Origin of the sequence: Deinococcus soli (ex Cha et al. 2016) (assembly GCF_001007995.1) — a bacterium.
GTDB classification, from domain to species: Bacteria; Deinococcota; Deinococci; order Deinococcales; family Deinococcaceae; genus Deinococcus; species Deinococcus soli.
Map to the genome: position 1 here is coordinate 916916 of NZ_CP011389.1, position 14656 is coordinate 931571.

The 14656-nt window shown below is 70.6% G+C and carries 16 protein-coding genes and 1 tRNA gene; 12 read left to right on the forward strand and 5 right to left on the reverse strand.

What is annotated here, in order from left to right; genetic code table 11:
• The first annotated feature begins 85 nt into the window (after nt 1–85).
• Nucleotides 86–161, forward strand: a tRNA-Ala gene (locus SY84_RS04515).
• Between the two features lie 317 nt (nt 162–478).
• Here SY84_RS04515 and SY84_RS04520 read toward each other — a convergent pair.
• A complete protein-coding gene (locus SY84_RS04520) occupies nt 479–913 on the reverse strand; it encodes a hypothetical protein (RefSeq protein ID WP_046843010.1) in 435 nt (144 codons plus the stop codon).
• Nucleotides 914–944: 31 nt separating this feature from the next.
• On the opposite strand from SY84_RS04520, the gene SY84_RS04525 reads away from it, so the two are divergent.
• The 7 genes from SY84_RS04525 to SY84_RS04555 all read left to right on the forward strand — a co-directional run bounded on the left by SY84_RS04525 (nt 945) and on the right by SY84_RS04555 (nt 7772).
• A complete protein-coding gene (locus tag SY84_RS04525) occupies nt 945–2000 on the forward strand; it encodes a CobW family GTP-binding protein (protein WP_046843011.1) in 1056 nt (351 codons plus the stop codon).
• A 67-nt stretch (nt 2001–2067) separates the two neighbouring features.
• The gene (rpmB, locus tag SY84_RS04530; RefSeq protein ID WP_046843012.1) at nt 2068–2313 is read left to right on the forward strand and encodes a 50S ribosomal protein L28; all 246 of its coding nucleotides are present in this window, start codon (nt 2068–2070) and stop codon (nt 2311–2313) included.
• On the forward strand, nt 2310–3236 hold the full coding sequence (locus tag SY84_RS04535) for a metal ABC transporter solute-binding protein, Zn/Mn family (protein ID WP_046843013.1): 927 nt from the start codon (nt 2310–2312) through the stop codon (nt 3234–3236). Before rpmB ends, SY84_RS04535 begins: the two co-directional genes overlap by 4 nt.
• 103 nt (nt 3237–3339) lie before the next feature.
• Nucleotides 3340–4062 carry a metal ABC transporter ATP-binding protein gene (locus tag SY84_RS04540; RefSeq protein WP_046843014.1) on the forward strand — a complete coding sequence of 241 codons (723 nt, stop codon included), beginning with the start codon at nt 3340–3342 and terminating at the stop codon, nt 4060–4062.
• A 76-nt stretch (nt 4063–4138) separates the two neighbouring features.
• Nucleotides 4139–4948 carry a metal ABC transporter permease gene (locus SY84_RS04545; protein WP_046843015.1) on the forward strand — a complete coding sequence of 270 codons (810 nt, stop codon included), beginning with the start codon at nt 4139–4141 and terminating at the stop codon, nt 4946–4948.
• A 126-nt stretch (nt 4949–5074) separates the two neighbouring features.
• Nucleotides 5075–5887: an SDR family NAD(P)-dependent oxidoreductase gene (locus SY84_RS04550; protein ID WP_046843016.1), complete on the forward strand. Its 813-nt coding sequence runs from the start codon at nt 5075–5077 to the stop codon at nt 5885–5887.
• 286 nt (nt 5888–6173) lie between these two features.
• Nucleotides 6174–7772, forward strand: a complete 1599-nt coding sequence (locus SY84_RS04555) for an ABC-F family ATP-binding cassette domain-containing protein (RefSeq protein ID WP_046843017.1) — start codon at nt 6174–6176, stop codon at nt 7770–7772.
• 62 nt (nt 7773–7834) lie between these two features.
• Here SY84_RS04555 and SY84_RS04560 read toward each other — a convergent pair whose 3' ends face one another.
• Together SY84_RS04560 and SY84_RS04565 are read right to left on the reverse strand one after the other, a co-directional pair.
• Nucleotides 7835–9523: a bifunctional metallophosphatase/5'-nucleotidase gene (locus SY84_RS04560; RefSeq protein WP_046843018.1), complete on the reverse strand. Its 1689-nt coding sequence runs from the start codon at nt 9521–9523 to the stop codon at nt 7835–7837.
• A 195-nt stretch (nt 9524–9718) separates the two neighbouring features.
• A complete protein-coding gene (locus SY84_RS04565) occupies nt 9719–10339 on the reverse strand; it encodes a nitroreductase family protein (protein WP_046843019.1) in 621 nt (206 codons plus the stop codon).
• Between the two features lie 87 nt (nt 10340–10426).
• Between SY84_RS04565 and SY84_RS04570 the strand changes: the two genes are divergently transcribed.
• The 4 genes from SY84_RS04570 to SY84_RS04585 are packed head-to-tail and all read left to right on the forward strand — an operon-like array spanning nt 10427 to nt 12297.
• Nucleotides 10427–10801: a winged helix-turn-helix transcriptional regulator gene (locus SY84_RS04570; protein WP_046843020.1), complete on the forward strand. Its 375-nt coding sequence runs from the start codon at nt 10427–10429 to the stop codon at nt 10799–10801.
• A 35-nt stretch (nt 10802–10836) separates the two neighbouring features.
• Nucleotides 10837–11409 (forward strand): GrpB family protein, encoded by a 573-nt coding sequence (locus tag SY84_RS04575; protein ID WP_046843021.1) that lies wholly within the window; start codon nt 10837–10839, stop codon nt 11407–11409.
• Nucleotides 11410–11466: 57 nt separating this feature from the next.
• The gene (locus SY84_RS04580) at nt 11467–11694 is read left to right on the forward strand and encodes a hypothetical protein (RefSeq protein ID WP_046843022.1); all 228 of its coding nucleotides are present in this window, start codon (nt 11467–11469) and stop codon (nt 11692–11694) included.
• Nucleotides 11695–11736: 42 nt separating this feature from the next.
• Nucleotides 11737–12297 (forward strand): hypothetical protein, encoded by a 561-nt coding sequence (locus tag SY84_RS04585; RefSeq protein WP_046843023.1) that lies wholly within the window; start codon nt 11737–11739, stop codon nt 12295–12297.
• Between the two features lie 72 nt (nt 12298–12369).
• On the opposite strand, the gene SY84_RS04590 is transcribed toward SY84_RS04585, so the two are convergent.
• Both SY84_RS04590 and SY84_RS04595 read right to left on the reverse strand, forming a co-directional pair.
• On the reverse strand, nt 12370–13614 hold the full coding sequence (locus tag SY84_RS04590) for a hypothetical protein (RefSeq protein ID WP_046843024.1): 1245 nt from the start codon (nt 13612–13614) through the stop codon (nt 12370–12372).
• A 206-nt stretch (nt 13615–13820) separates the two neighbouring features.
• Nucleotides 13821–14630, reverse strand: a complete 810-nt coding sequence (locus tag SY84_RS04595; protein WP_046843025.1) for an HAD family hydrolase — start codon at nt 14628–14630, stop codon at nt 13821–13823.
• Between the last annotated feature and the right edge of the window lie 26 nt (nt 14631–14656).

A 14656-nucleotide genomic window follows, 5' to 3' on the forward strand; every position in this document is an offset into this window, starting at 1 on the left:
CGTGTCCATGCCACCTGACCACCCGCGCCCGCCCCGGCCCCCTTGCACGCCCATCTGGCGCGTGCTACATTCCCTCTCGCCTCATGGGGTCGTAGCTCAGCTGGGAGAGCGCGTCGTTCGCAATGACGAGGTCAGGGGTTCGATCCCCCTCGACTCCACCATGAAGAAGTCCACCGGAAACGGTGGGCTTTTTGCTGTGCCGCGCAGCCGGATTCGCCCCGGTCAGCCGAAGGGTCTCCACCCCGCCTCCCCCGTACCGGAGGCTCGGCAACACTGCGGGTCGGCCAGGGGTGTGCGGCCCGCCCGGACTGCTCCACGCGAATGTCACCGCGGTTTCGTTTCCACCCGGGGCCAACAGCACGCCCCTTGACTCCACTGCCAACCACTGTCCGACGGTGCCCGCTCTGCTCCGCAGCTCGGGGAGTCCGCTTGATTCAGAGGTACCAAGCGATTCCCTCAATACCTCTGAAGTCTCCCGTCAGTCCCGGATGAGTCGAGGCACGCAGGAGAGGTAAGCCCGCCAGGGCTCCAGCGCGCCCATCACCGGCCGGGGCGGGCGGTGCAGGGTCACGAGACTCTCGCGGTACGCGGGGCCGTGGCGGGCGGCGATCCAGGCCTCGTGGGCGTGCAGGGCGGCGCGCAGGTGCAGGCGGCCCTCGGTGGCGGGCACGGTGCGGCCGCCGCGCGTGAAGGTCTGGGTGCGGCGGTTGAAGTGCAGCGGCTCGCCGGGCAGCAGCAGGGTCAGTCCGGCGGAGTGCAGGCTGAGGCCGTCCAGGGTGTAGCGGCTGCTGCCGTGCGGGGTGGGGCTCTTGTGGAAGCCGCGCAGGGTCAGGTCGCCCTGGCGGGCGTCGAGGCCCAGGAACCAGAACTGGGCGGTCAGCGGGCAGCGTCGGAGGGTGTGGAACCTTGCCATATTATTGATAATAGAATATCGTTATCAGGCTATGTCCACTCCTGACTCCCGTTCCGTCCCCATCACCGTCCTGTGTGGCTTTCTCGGCGCCGGGAAGACCACCCTCCTGAACCACCTCCTGACGCAGACAGGTGGGCAGCGCGTCGCCGTGATCGTCAACGAATTCGGCGCCGTGAACATCGACGCCAGCCTCGTCGTGAAGACCGACGAGCAGACCATCGAACTGAGCAACGGCTGCATCTGCTGCACCCTGCGCGGCGACCTGCTGCACGCCGTGGACGACCTGCTGTCCACACGCGATCTGGACGCGATCCTGATCGAATCCACCGGCATCGGCGAGCCCCTGCCCATCGCGCAGAGCTTCTGCCTGACCCCCGAGGAACTGGAGATCGAACCGGAAGATGGTCAGGCCCCCATTCCCAACCTGCTGGGCCGCGTGCACGTGGACGCCATGATCACCGTCGTGGACAGCGCGCAGTTCTTCCCACTGTGGAACCGTCAGGACACCATCCCCGGCGACGATTTCGAACGTGGCTTCGGGGAACTGCTGGCCGAGCAGCTGGAATTCGCGGACATCGTCGTGCTGAACAAACTCGACCTTGCAGAACCCGACGACGTGCGGCAGCTGCGCGACCTGATCCGCATCACGAACCCCCGCGCCCGCGTGCTGGAATCCACGCGCGGTGTCCTGCCCGCCGAGGCGCTGCTGAACACCGGCCTGTTCGACTTCGACCACTCCAGCCAGCTTGACGCGTGGATGGCCGAACTGGACAAGGAACACACCCCGGAATCCGAGACGTACGGCCTGGGGACGCATATTTTCCGTGCCCAGACACCCTTCGACCCCGACCGTCTGAACGAGGCGCTGACGCTGGGCCTGCCGCGCAACGTGATCCGCTCCAAGGGCTGGGTGAACCTGGGCAACGGCGTGGCGACCCTCTGGAACCACACCGGACGACAACTGGCCCTGGAAACGGCGGGCGAGTGGCTGAGCCCCGACGAGGCCTTCAGCGAACTGGTGTTCATCGGGCACGACCTCGACCCGGACGCGCTGGATCAACTGCTGAACCGCGCGCTGCGCGCCTGATCCAGGCGCCGGAACGTGCGCCGATGAACCTTCCCCCCACCCCCACATGTGATAAGGAGAAATCAATATGAGTCGTGAATGCTACCTGACCGGCAAGAAGAACCTCGTGGTGAACAGCGTCACCCGGCGCGGCAAGGCCCGTGCACAGGGCGGCGTGGGCCGCAAGGTCACCGGCGTGACCAAGCGCGTGCAGCACGCCAACCTCCACAAGCGCACGATCCGCGAGGGCGGCGTCACGAAGACCGTCTGGCTCAGCGCGAACGCCCTGCGCACCCTCAGCCGCGGCCCGTACCGGGGCATCGAACTCCTGTGAAGCGCCCCTCCCTCCTCCTGCCCGCGCTGCTGCTCGCCGCATGCACCGCGCCTGGCGCGCAGGCCGCGCCCCTGCAGGTCAGTGCCACCACCACCATCATCGCGGACTTCGTGAAGGCCGTCGGCGGCACCCGCGTCAGCGTGAACGTCATCGTGCCGCCCGGCGGGGACACCCACACCTTCCAGCCCAGCACCGGCGCGATCCGCGACCTCGCCCGCAGCCGCACGCTGTTCGCCAACGGCGCAGGCCTGGAACCCTGGCTGCCCAAGCTGAAGGCCAGCGCACCGAAGGTCCCCGTGCAGGAACTCACGGCGGGGCTGAAACTCCATGCCGCCGATGAAGGAGATGACCACGCGGAAGCCGGTCACGACGAGCACGACGAGCACGGCGCACTCGACCCGCACGCGTGGTGGGACGCCAGCCTGGCCGCCGGCTACGTGAAGAACGCCCAGGCCGCCCTGACCCGCCTCGATCCGGCCGGGAAGGCCACGTACGCGAAGAACGCCGCCGCCCACCTGAAAGCGATCAGTGCCGCCGACGCGTACGCGAAGAAGCAGTTCGCCACGGTGCCCCCCGCGCGGCGCGTCCTCGTGACCAACCACGACAGCCTGCACTACCTCGCCGAACGCTATGGCCTGCGCCTGATCGGGGCCGTCATTCCGGGCCTGAGCACCGAACGGGAACCCAGCGCCCGCGAACTCGCCGTGCTGACCCAGACCATGAAAAAAGCCGGTGCGAAGGTCATCTTCACCGAGAACACCGTCAACGCCCGCCTCGCCCAGACCCTCGCCCGCGAGACCGGCGCGCGCATCGCCCCCGCGCTGTACACCGACGCCCTGGGGCCTAAGGGGGGCGGCGGCGAGACGTACCTCAAGGCGTTCCGGACGAACGTGGACATCATGGTGAAGGCGCTGAAGGGCTGACCGTCACCGGAGGAGGCGGGTGGAGGCGTAGCCCAGGTCCCCACCCGCCTCACTTTTGATTCTGCGCTCGCAACATCACCGCGTGGGGAGGTATGCTGGTCTGATGCTGGGCGTCGAGAACCTGACAGTCAAATACGGCCCGCAGACGGCGCTGGAGCACGCCAGCGTGCGCTTCGAGGCTGGGTCGTTCAGCGCGATCATCGGCCCGAACGGCGCGGGCAAGAGCACCCTCCTGAAAACCCTGGTGGGCCTGCTGCCCGACCCGGACGGCGCGGTGCGCTTCGATCCGGGGCACACCGCACGCGGCTGCATCAGTTACGTGCCGCAGCAGCAGACGCTCGACTGGGGGTTCCCCGTGACCGTCTGGGACGTCGCCATGATGGGCCGCACGGGTCGCCTGGGCTGGCTGCGCTGGCCCAGCCGCAAAGATAGGCAGATCGTGGAGGACGCCCTGAAGGAAACCGGGGTGTTCGACCTGCGCGGGCGGCACATCGGGGCGCTGTCCGGTGGGCAGCGGCAGCGGGTCCTGCTGGCCCGCATGCTGGCCCGCCAGGGGCACCTGCTGCTGCTGGACGAACCCCTGACCGGCGTGGACGCCGCCACCCAGGAAACCCTGATGGCCCTCCTGCGAAGGCAGGCCGACAAAGGCCGCGCGGTCGTGATGGTCACGCACGACCTCGAACAGGCGCGGCGCTGGTGCGACCATCTCGTGCTCGTCAACCGCCGCGTGGTCGCGGACGGCACGCCCGAGCAGGTGTACACCACCCAGAACATCGAGGCGACGTTCAGCACCAGTTTCCTGGGCCACACGCACGCCGAGGCGTGAGGTGGATGGGTGATGGTTGAAAGATGATGGATGACACCCCCGGCCTGACCACCTTCCCGCACCTCCGAGGCTTCCCGTGCACCTGCTGACCGATCCGCTCCAGTTCGACTTCTTCACTCGCGCGCTGCTCGCCGTGATCCTCGTCAGCGTCCTGTGCGCCCTCGTCGGCGCGTGGGTCGTGCTGCGCGGCCTCAGCTACATCGGGGACGCCATGAGCCACGCCGTGTTCCCCGGCATCGTCGGCGCGTTCCTGATGAAAGGCAACCTCCTTGTCGGCGCGCTCATCGCCGCCGTCCTCACCGCGCTGGGCATCGGCGCCATCGGGCGGCGCAGCGGCCTGAAGCAGGACAGCGCCATCGGCATCGTGTTCGTCGGGATGTTCGCGCTGGGCATCGTCATGCTGTCGCGCGCCCCGACCTTCACCACCGACCTCAGCAACTTCCTGATCGGCAACCCCCTGGGCGTCACGCCCACCGACCTGTGGGGCGCGCTAGCCGTCACGGTCGTCGTCGGCGGCATCCTCACCGCCGTCCAGAAGGAACTCCTGCTCGCGTCCTTCGACCCCACCGAGGCCCGCGCCGTCGGCCTCCCCGTGCGCCGCCTGGAAAGTCTGCTGCTCATCCTGATCGGTCTCGTCGTCGTCCTCACCGTGCAGCTCGTCGGCACGACCCTCAGCGTCAGCCTGCTGATCACGTCCAGTGCCGCCGCCCGCCTCCAGGCCCGCAGTCTGAAGAAGATGATGCTCCTCGCCGCCCTGCTCGGCACCGTCGGCGGCGTCACCGGCCTGTACCTCAGCTACTACCAGGACACCGCCCCCGGCGCGACCATCGTCCTCGTGAACACCGCCATCTTCCTGGCGGCACTGGCGTTCCGGAGGCGGGAGTGACAGGGCTATAGGCTCTGCGCTGTGAGCTGTGAGGAAGATCGCCGGGGTAGACGCTCCGGCCTTGTCTTGTGCTCATAGCCCAGAGCTCAGAACTCATGGCCCTTCCCCTGCCGTACCCTGTGCGTCATGACGACTTTGCAGCGGTTCACAGGCAGGACGGTGCTCATCACGGGGGCGGGGGGTGGGATCGGCGCGGCGCTGGCGCACCGGTACGCGGCAGAGGGGGCGCGCGTCGCGGTGAACGACGTGAACGCGGCGGCGGCGCAGGCGGTCGTGGACGCCCTGACCGCAGCGGGCGCGCAGGCACTGAGTGTGCCGGGCGACGTGAGTGTTCAGGACGGCGTGGAGGCGATCTTCGCGGCGACCGAGGCGCATCTCGGGCCGGTGGACGTGCTCGTGAACAACGCGGCCCTGACGAGTGACCAGCGGCACTTTCTGGATGCGGACGAGGCGTGGTGGGACCTGTTCCTGCGCGTGAACCTCAAGAGCGTGTTCCTGTGCAGTCACCGGGCGGCGCGGGGCATGGCGGCGCGGCGGCGCGGCGTGATCCTGAACGTGTCGAGTGGCGGCGCGACCCGTTCGCACCGGGGCTTCACGTCGTACGACGCGGCCAAGGGTGGCGTGGAGGCGTTCACGCGGGCACTGGCGCTGGACATGGCACCGTACGGGGTGCGCGTGAACGGGATCACGCCGGGCTTCATCAACACGTACGGACTGGAAGGCGAGGATCTGGCGCAGCGGGAGAGGACCGTGCCGCTGGGCCGCTACGGCACCGCCGAGGACCTGACGGGCGCGGCGGCGTTCCTCGCGTCGGACGACGCGGCGTACGTGACGGGGCAGTTCGTGGTGGTGGACGGTGGGGTGCTGGTCCAGCAGCGCAGCGCGAACGTGGACACCTTCCCGCTGTCGCGCTTCCCCGAGGTGCCCGCCGACGAGTGAGACCCCTCACCCCAGCCCTCTCCCCTGGCGCGAGGGAGGCGCCGACCTGCGAAGCAGCGGGAGGCGCACCGCGCCGCAAGGGTGAGGGGGCCCTCCGCCATCCGGCGCATGTGCCCGCCGCGCCTCGCGTGGTACGGTCGGCCCTGACCGCCGGGGTTGCCCGGTCGTTTGCCCCTCCGCTCATTCAAAGGACCTCCCTGTCTTGCGTCTGTAACCCCTGACTGCCGCGTTCCGAGTTGCCGCCTGCCGCGTGTGGGCTGGCCTGTCCCGTCAGGGGGATGAATTGATGCTGATGTTGAGTGGGGTCGCGCGGTCGTTCGCGGACCGTGTGGTGTTTTCGGATGTGGAGCTGACCGTGGGGGCCGGGGAGCGGCTGGCGCTGGTCGGCGAGAACGGCAGTGGCAAGAGCACGCTGCTGCGCGTGCTGGCGGGCCTGGACGCGCCGGATGCGGGCGTGGTGACCCGCTCGGGCCGCGTGGCACTGCTGGCGCAGGCGGGATCTCCGGGCGGGTCGGTGCTGGAGGCCGTGACGCCCCCGGCACTCGCCGGGGCACAGGTGGCGTTCGAGGCGGCCTCGGCGGCGCTCTCGGAAGGGTCGGAGGCGGCGCTGCTGGCCTTCGCGGACGCCGAGGAAGCCTACCGGCTCTCGGGTGGGTACGACTTCGCGGGGCGCGCGGCGGCGGTGCTGGCCGGGCTGGGTCTGGATGCCGGGGCGCGGGCGGACCGGCTGTCGGGCGGGCAGGCGCGGCGGGTGCTGCTGGCGGCGCTGCTGCTGGCCCCGGCGGACGTGTACCTGCTGGACGAACCCACGAACCACCTTGACGCAGAGGGCGCGGCGTGGCTGCGCGACTGGATCCGGGCGTCGGTCGCCGCATTCGTGCTGGCCAGCCACGACCGGGCGTTTCTGGACGAGGTGGCGACCGGCGTGGCGGAACTGGAACGCGGCACGCTGAGCGTGTATCCCGGGAATTACTCTGCGGCGATGGCCCTGAAGGCGACGCTGCGCGAGGCGCAGGCCCGTGATTTCGAGGCGTACCGCCGCAGGCGCGCGGCGCTGGACGAGGAACGCCGCCGCCTCAGCAGCAAGGGCAGCGTCGAGGAGAACCGCTCGCGGGCGCGGGACAACGACAAGTTCCTGTCGTCGCACAAGGCGGGGCGGGCGCAGGTGCTGTTCTCGAACCGCGCGCGGGCGATGGAGCGGCAGATCGAGCGGATGGACACCGGGGCGCCGGACAGGCCGTTCCGGGACGCGCGGACGCTGCGGCTGACGCTGCCGCCCGTGCCGCCGGGACCGCTGGAGGTACTGACCGTCCGGGACCTGGGTGTGACGCGCGGCTCAGGGGTGGTGCTGTCCGGCGTGACCCTGCATGTGCGCCGGGGGGACCGGGTGGCCCTGACCGGCCCGAACGGTGGGGGCAAGAGCACGCTGCTGCGCGCCCTGCTGGCCGAGGTGCCACACGCGGGTGCAGTGACGTGGGGCGCGGGCCTGACCGTCAGCCGGATCGGGCAGCACGGCGAGGAACTGCTCGGGCTGGGCACGGTGGGGGACGCGCTGCTGGACGCCAACCCGCTGCTGACGCCGCACCAGCTGCACGAGGTCGCGGCGGCGCTGGAGGTGCCGGGCGGCCCGGCCTTCCCCCTCGCGGGCCTGTCGGGCGGGCAGCGCACCCGCCTGAGTCTTGCGCGGTTGCGGGTCACGCGCGCTCAGGTGCTGCTGCTGGACGAACCCACCAACCACCTGGACGTGCGGGCCATTGAGGCGCTTGAGGCGCTGCTCCTGGACTTCACGGGGACCGTGCTGCTGGCCAGTCACGACCGGCGGCTGGTTCAGCGGGTCGCCACACGCGAGTGGCGCGTCGGGGGCGGCGGGGTGCAGGAGGCCTGAAGTCGCAGACATGAAGAAGAGGCCGCCCAGTGCGGCCTCTTCTGTTCGCGCTGCGGCTGGGTTCAGTTCAGGCGCTTGACGCGTTCGGTGGTGTCGGGGGTGACGGTGGTGCTCGTCAGGAACGCGCGGAAGGCGTCGATGTCCAGATCGCCGCCCAGGCGGCTGGTGCCCTTGGCGAAGGCAGTGAAGCCGTCGCCGCCGTCGGCGAGGAAGTTGTTCACGACGACGCGGTAACTGGCGGCGGGGTCGATGGCCTGGCCGTTGAGTTTGATGTCGCTGACCTTCTCACCCTTGGGTTTGGCGTTGTCCCAGGTGTACGTGAAGCCCTTGCTGACCTGCAGGATGCGGTTGCTGCCGGCGGAGGGGTTGTCGAACTGCTGCTCAAGGGCTTCCTTGATCTGCGCGCCGGTCAGGGTGATGACGGTCAGGATGTTCCCGAAGGGCTGCACGGTGAAGGCGTCGCCGTACGTGACCTGCTTGCTGGCGTTGGGGACGTTCACGGGCAGGTCGGCGCGGATGCCGCCGGGGTTCATGAAGGCGATCACGGCGCCGCCCTTGTTGGCGGGCGCGGCGGCGGCGAGCTGGCTGTCGGCGATGACGCGGCCCAGCAGGCTCTCGCCGTTGGGGGCGGCGGCGCGGGTGATCTGCTCGACGCCCAGCGTGGCGATCACGGTGCGGGAGATCGGGTCGGTCAGGCCCTTGGCCTTCTGGACCAGGGCGGTCATGGCGGCGTCTTTGGGGGCCTTGGCGGCGTCCACGACGACGTTGCTGGCGCGGATGGCGGTCACGCGGTTGGCGCGGGTGTCGATGGTCATGTCCAGGCGCTGCAGCAGGTGGCCCAGGGCGTCACCCTGGATCACGGTGCGGTCCTTGCCGTCCGGGCCGGGCACCAGGCAGTTGTAGCCGCGGTGGGTGTGGCCGGTCATGATGGCGCTGATGGCCGGGTCGAGGTTCTTGGCGATGTCCACGATGGGGCCAGTGAGGGTCTTGCAGTTGACGATGTCGAAGGCGTCGCCGCTGGTGCCGCCCTGGTGGACGAGCGCGACGATGGCGTCGGCGCCCATGCGTTTGATGGCGGGGATGGCGGCATTGATGCTCTTGACTTCATCCTCGAACTTCAGTCCAGCGACGCCGGCGGGCGTGACGACGGTGGGGGTGTCCTTCAGGACGGCGCCGACGAAGGCGACCTTGGCCTTGCCGACCTGCACGATCTTGTAGGCGGGCAGCACGGGCTGGCCGGTTTTCTCGTCGAGGACGTTCGCGGCGATGTAGGGGAAATTGGCGCCCGTGAAGGTGTTGTTGAACTTGCAGGCTTTGGTGGCGTCGTTGCTGTTGCAGCCGCCCTTCTGGTAGCGCTGTAGTTCGGCGAAGCCGTAGTCGAATTCGTGGTTGCCGACGACGTTGACGGCCATACCCAGGCCGTTCAGGGCGTCGATGGTGGGTTCGTCGCGCAGCAGGCCGCTGATCAGGGGGCTGGCGCCGGTCATGTCGCCCACACCGACGAAGACGGTGTTGGGGTTGGCCTTGCGGGCCTCGGCCAGGATGCCGCCGATGGCCTCGACGCCGCCGGCCTGGACGGTCAGGGTCTTGGTGCGGTCGGCGGGGTCGGGCACGCGGAAGCTGGTGGGGAGCAGGTTGCCGTGGAAGTCGTTGACGCCGATGACGGTGACGTCGACGGTGGAGGGGCCCAGGATCATGGAGCAGCTGCTGAGGGTCAGTGCCGCGCCGATCAGGAGAAGATTGTTTTTCATGCGCTCCACATTGTAGGGCCTGAGTTGTCTGCGGAGTATCAGTGCGGCTGCCGCGCCGGGTGCAGTACCGCTGGGGGGACATGGAGAATGTGAAAAACCGCTCCCGGGTGGGGGAGCGGTCTGGGGTCCGGCCAACTGACGCGTGGTGTGCCCGCGGGCGCGGGCCCGGCACCGGCGCAGCTCAGGGACGCCGGGTCAGTAGAACTTGGTGAGGCGTTCGACGCTGTGACGGTGGTGGGGGAAGCCGTCCTCGGCGCGCTTGCCGACGGGGAGCAGACCGGCGAACTGGACGTGCTCGGGCAGGCCGAGGATCTCCCTGACCTTGGCGGGGTCGAAGCCGAGCATGGGCACCGTGTCGTAGCCGAGGCCACGGGCCGCGAGCATCAGGAAGCCGAAGGCGATGTTCGCCTGGCTCAGGCCCCACTGGCCGCGCTGGGCGACCGGCTGGGCGCCGAACACGCCGTCGAAGGTGCTGCGCTGGCCGGTGCGGCCCGCTTCGCCCATGCCGGGGTGCGCGGTTTCCTCAACGGTGGCCAGGGTGTCTTCCATGTCGCTGTAGACGACGATGACGGCGGGGGCGTTCGTGACCTGACCCTGGCCGTAGGCGGCGTCCTGGAGCTGCTGCTTGATGGCGGCGTCCTGCACGACGGCGAAGCGCCAGGTCTGGGCGTTCCAGGCGCTGGGGGCCAGGCTGGCAAGGCGCAGGATCTCGTGCAGGTCGTCCTGGTTCATGGGTTCCTGGACGTACTTGCGGATGCTGCGGCGGGTTTCGATGGCTTCCTTGATGTCGAGCACTTTGGGGGTCGTCGCGGTCATGGCAAGAGGTTATCCCCAGTGCTTTGAAAAGTCAAGCGGTGTGTCTTTCGTCATGATCTGGTCAGTCATGCCGTGTAGACTCTGGGTATGAGCACTGAACACACTGGTTTCTGCCCGGTCTACCGGGCCATCGGGGTGTTGCAGGAGAAATGGGTGCTGCACATTGTCCGCGCCCTGCTGAACGGTGAGAAAGGGTTTAACGAACTTGCCCGCGCCGTCGGCGGCTGCAACAGCGCCACCCTCACGCAGCGGCTGGAGCACCTCGAGACCCTGACGCTGATCACCAAACGCACCGAGGACAGCCACGGCAAACTCGCCCGCAGCGTCTACAGCCTCACCCCGGCTGGCCTGGAACTCCAGAGCGTCATCGACGCCATCGACGGCTGGGCCAAGACTCACCTGAACGCCCCCGCCCCCACCACACCGGACCTCCCCGCCACCCCCGAAGCCTCGCCCTGCTGACCCCGGCCCGGCCCAGGGCCGGTACCCTCTGAAGCATGTCCACGGTCATCACCATCGTGCCGCCCGATCCCGACTGGGCGGCACGTTTCCATGCACTGGCGGCCGCCATCCGCCCCCACCTGCCGCCCGGCGCGGCGCTGCACCACATCGGCTCGACCGCCGTCCCCGGCCTGCGGGCCAAGGACGTGACCGACCTTCAGATCGGCCTGCATGACCTGAACGCGGCGCCCGCCGTGCTGGACACCCTGGCGGCCCTGGGCTACGAACCGCGCCCCGCCGTCACCACGGATCACCTGCCGCCCGGGCTGACCCTGGACCCCGCCGAGCTGCGCAAGGCGTACGCCAGCCGCGCCGGGCAGGTGCACGTGCATGTGCGCGAGGTGGGCCGCTTCAACCACCGCTACCCGCTGCTGATGCGCGACTTCCTGCGCGCCACCCCGGCGGCCGCCGCTGCGTACGGCGAGATCAAGGTGCAGCTCGCCCGGCTGCACCCACGCGACGTGGACGCCTACTACGCCGTGAAGGACCCCGTGATGGACCTGATCATCGCCGGGGCGCAGGAGTGGGCTGCCCGGACCGGCTGGACGCTGCCCCCCAGCGACGCCTGAACGTGCCAGGATGCTCGGGCGCCCCTCCCCACCCCGACGCGCGCCGGAGGCCCACCCATGATCGCGTTCCTGCTCTTTATCGTGCTGCCCACCGCCCTGATCGTGCTGGCCCTGCGCATGAAACCCCTCGTGCCCCGGGACGAGCGCACCCATGATCCGCTGGGGGCCAGCGGCGCCGCCGGGGGCATGTTCGGCTCGCACGGACTGGAGGCCGACCCGGTGAGCGTCCGGGAGGACACCGAGCAGGTGCGCTTCGACCTGAGTGGCCTGCCCAAGCGTGAATGAACGCCGAACACAGCCCCGCCGCCCGGCCCGTACCCTGAAGGCATGGGTATCAAGGACAACTTCACGGCAGACGAGTGGTTCAAGGTCATGACCGGCCCCGGCCGGGCCGGCGCGGCGGTTGTCGCCGCCAGCCCCAGCGGCCTGACCGGTCTGGTCGCCGAGGCGCAGGCCATCGGGCAGGCCGTGCGCGAGAGCGTCAGCGCGCACACCCGCACGCCCCTGCTGGAGGCCATCGCCGCCGACCTGCTGGGCACCGCGCCCGACCCGCAGGCCATGCCGCACCAGGAGCGCGCCCGGAACATGGAAGAAGCCCGCGAGCAGAGCCTCCAGGGCGTGCGTCAGGCGGCGTGGCTGGTCTCCGCGAAGGCCAGCCCCGAGGACGCCGCCGCGTACCGCGCCATGCTGATCAACGTGGCCGAACGCACCGCGGGCGCCGCGAAGGAAGGCGGCTTCCTGGGCATCGGCGGCGAGCAGGTGAACGACAAGGAACGCGCCGTGATCGAGGAACTGCGCACCCTCCTGGGCCAGGGAGGGGCGCCCACCACCGACGCCACGTCCCCCCTGATCGCCCCCTCCCCGGATGGCAGCGGCAACAGCAACTGAGGACGCCGCGAGAGGTCGGCCCGTGGAGAACCTGCTGAGCCGACCTCTCCGTCATCATGTACGCAGCCCGGATCAGTCCCCGTCCGGACCGAGGCGCCGGGAGCGGGTGTCGTCCACGCGGGTGGTCATCAGGTCACGGAAGGCCTGATCGTGCGGCACGCCCGCCTCGAACTGCGTGCCGGTGGAGGCCATCACGTGTGAGCGCCCGTCGCCGCGCAGGTACGCCGCGCCGCGCTCGCGGTGACTGACGCGCCAGCGTTCCATGTTCTGCACGCAGGCGCCATACAGGTCGCGCGCGCGGCTGTCGCCCCAGGCCTGCACGGCGGCGCGCACGTCGCCGTGGTGGGCGTCCCAGGCACTCAGCAGGGCGCGCTGCTCGGGCGGCAGGTACGCGCGGGACGCGAGGAGCGCCGCGCCCAGCGGGCCGCTGAACGGCACGCCCAGGGTCAGGTCTGCGAACTGCGTGGCGCCCAGTTGCAGGCCGCTGGCGCCCTCGAGCAGCGTGCCGCGTTCGGTCAGGCCCCAGCCGAAGGTGGGCTGGGTCAGCACGCGCCACAGGTCCGTGCGGATCACGTGGAAGCGCGTGAAGACGTTGATCTCGCGCGCCACGGCGCGGATCGCGTGGTGCAGGGCCTCCAGCGCGCCCGCCAGCGCGTCCCGGTCGTGCTCGTGCGCGGCCTGCACGGCGTCCAGCCCGGCCACCATGACCGCCTGCCCGCGCGCCTCGGCCAGCACGAACGTCTGGATCCACAGGTCCAGCTGCTCGCCCGCCTCGCCCGACTGCCAGGAGTGGGCGATCCGGACGTTCCCGGCATGCAGGGTCGCCGCGTCGTACACCGCGCCGGGAGCCACGTCCGAGCTGCGCCAGTTGAGGTATTTCAGGGTGTACAGCCCCCCGCAGGGCGGCAGGCCCCGCGCGGCACTCAGGTGCCGGAACAGGCCCTCCAGCGCGTGGGGAAAGTCCGGCACCTCGTGGAACCGGTCCGGGTGGACGGGCACGGCGTCCCAGCGGTACAGGTGCATCAGGATCGCGGCGGCCGACAGCAGCGCGTCCTGTTCGTCCGGGGTCAGGGCGTCGGCCTGCCGGGTCAGGTCGGCGGGCCAGCCGGACGCGGCCTCGCGGATCAGGGGGCGCACCCCGCCCGCCCCGTAGGCGGCGGCCAGGGCGGAAATTAGGCTGGTCAGCGCCGCGAACGGCCCGGGAAGGGTCAGGACTGGCGCGCGGGACGGCAGGAAGCCCGTGCGGCGCAGCGGCGCGGCGGCCGCGAGCAGGCGCGCGGGGCCGGGGCGTGGAGACGCGGGCGTGACGTGAGGCAAGGGAGGGTCCTCCAGTAGAGCGGGCGAGATGAGCGGGAGGTCCGGCCCCGGACGGTGGGCAGGCGGGGGCAGTCAGGGACCGAGGGTCGCCCGTGTGGTCACTGTAGGAAGTTCGCGCGCGCGGCGAGGCGTAGGTGGGGCAGCGCCCCCCGGAGCGTGAAGATCCACCCCCGTTCTCCCCAGAGCGGGCGCCGGGCCAGACCGGGTCAGGGGAGGCGCAGGTCGTGCCCGGTGGGGCGCGAGTCCCCGTGCCGGTCGTGGGCCCACAGGGCCGCGCGCAGGCAGGCCAGGGCGCCGGGCAGGTCGTGCGGGCCCGCCACGCCGACGCTGGCGCCGCTCAGGGCCGGGTGCGTGCCCACGCGGATGAACGTGCCCGCGTGGGGGAGCATCGCGGCGTCCGCCGGGCCGTCCCCAGCGGCCACCACGCGCGCCCGGGGCACGCCGAGCCGCGCGGTCAGCTCACGCAGCGCCGCGCCCTTGGCCGCCCCCCGGTGGATCAGCACCAGCCGGGTGTCCCGCTCGCGGATCAGCTCGGTGCCGCCCAGCACCGACCAGTCCTGCGCCAGGGCGTCCAGCCGGGCGGGCGTGTCGCCCCGCACGACCTTCAGCACCTCGCGCGCCTGCGGCCAGGACGTCTCGAATGCCGGGTGTGGGCCGCGCACGATCCCGCCCGGGTCGGCCGTGACGAGCAGGGTCTTGCCCACCCGCCGGTCGGACAGGCGAATGGCCTTGATGGCGGCGCCGACCGTCGCGTCCGGCAGGGGCCACGACCACAGGGGCTGCCCGGCCTGTTCAGCCCAGGCGCCGTAGCAGCGGGTGACGGTGTGCAGCGGCCAGTCCCGCAGCTCGGGGGGCACGCGGCCCCGCGCGGTCAGCAGGGCCAGATGCGCGCCCGCACCGGCCCAGGCGTGCAGTTCGCCGCTCAGGTCGGGTGGCACCTCGCCCTGCGGACCGAGGAGGGTGCCGTCCAGGTCCAGGGCAAGCAGCGCGCCGGGCGCGACGTCGGTCGGGGTCATGCCTGCACAGTAGCGGCTGGCCAGCC

What these genes read in the sequence shown, in the direction of transcription:
- SY84_RS04520 (WP_046843010.1), bottom strand. Translation starts at nt 913, where the DNA reads ATGGCAAGGTTCCACACCCTCCGACGCTGCCCGCTGACCGCCCAGTTC.
- SY84_RS04525 (WP_046843011.1), top strand. Translation starts at nt 945, where the DNA reads ATGTCCACTCCTGACTCCCGTTCCGTCCCCATCACCGTCCTGTGTGGC.
- rpmB (WP_046843012.1), top strand. Translation starts at nt 2,068, where the DNA reads ATGAGTCGTGAATGCTACCTGACCGGCAAGAAGAACCTCGTGGTGAAC.
- SY84_RS04540 (WP_046843014.1), top strand. Translation starts at nt 3,340, where the DNA reads ATGCTGGGCGTCGAGAACCTGACAGTCAAATACGGCCCGCAGACGGCG.
- SY84_RS04550 (WP_046843016.1), top strand. Translation starts at nt 5,075, where the DNA reads ATGACGACTTTGCAGCGGTTCACAGGCAGGACGGTGCTCATCACGGGG.
- SY84_RS04555 (WP_046843017.1), top strand. Translation starts at nt 6,174, where the DNA reads ATGCTGATGTTGAGTGGGGTCGCGCGGTCGTTCGCGGACCGTGTGGTG.
- SY84_RS04560 (WP_046843018.1), bottom strand. Translation starts at nt 9,523, where the DNA reads ATGAAAAACAATCTTCTCCTGATCGGCGCGGCACTGACCCTCAGCAGC.
- SY84_RS04565 (WP_046843019.1), bottom strand. Translation starts at nt 10,339, where the DNA reads ATGACCGCGACGACCCCCAAAGTGCTCGACATCAAGGAAGCCATCGAA.
- SY84_RS04570 (WP_046843020.1), top strand. Translation starts at nt 10,427, where the DNA reads ATGAGCACTGAACACACTGGTTTCTGCCCGGTCTACCGGGCCATCGGG.
- SY84_RS04575 (WP_046843021.1), top strand. Translation starts at nt 10,837, where the DNA reads ATGTCCACGGTCATCACCATCGTGCCGCCCGATCCCGACTGGGCGGCA.
- SY84_RS04580 (WP_046843022.1), top strand. Translation starts at nt 11,467, where the DNA reads ATGATCGCGTTCCTGCTCTTTATCGTGCTGCCCACCGCCCTGATCGTG.
- SY84_RS04585 (WP_046843023.1), top strand. Translation starts at nt 11,737, where the DNA reads ATGGGTATCAAGGACAACTTCACGGCAGACGAGTGGTTCAAGGTCATG.
- SY84_RS04595 (WP_046843025.1), bottom strand. Translation starts at nt 14,630, where the DNA reads ATGACCCCGACCGACGTCGCGCCCGGCGCGCTGCTTGCCCTGGACCTG.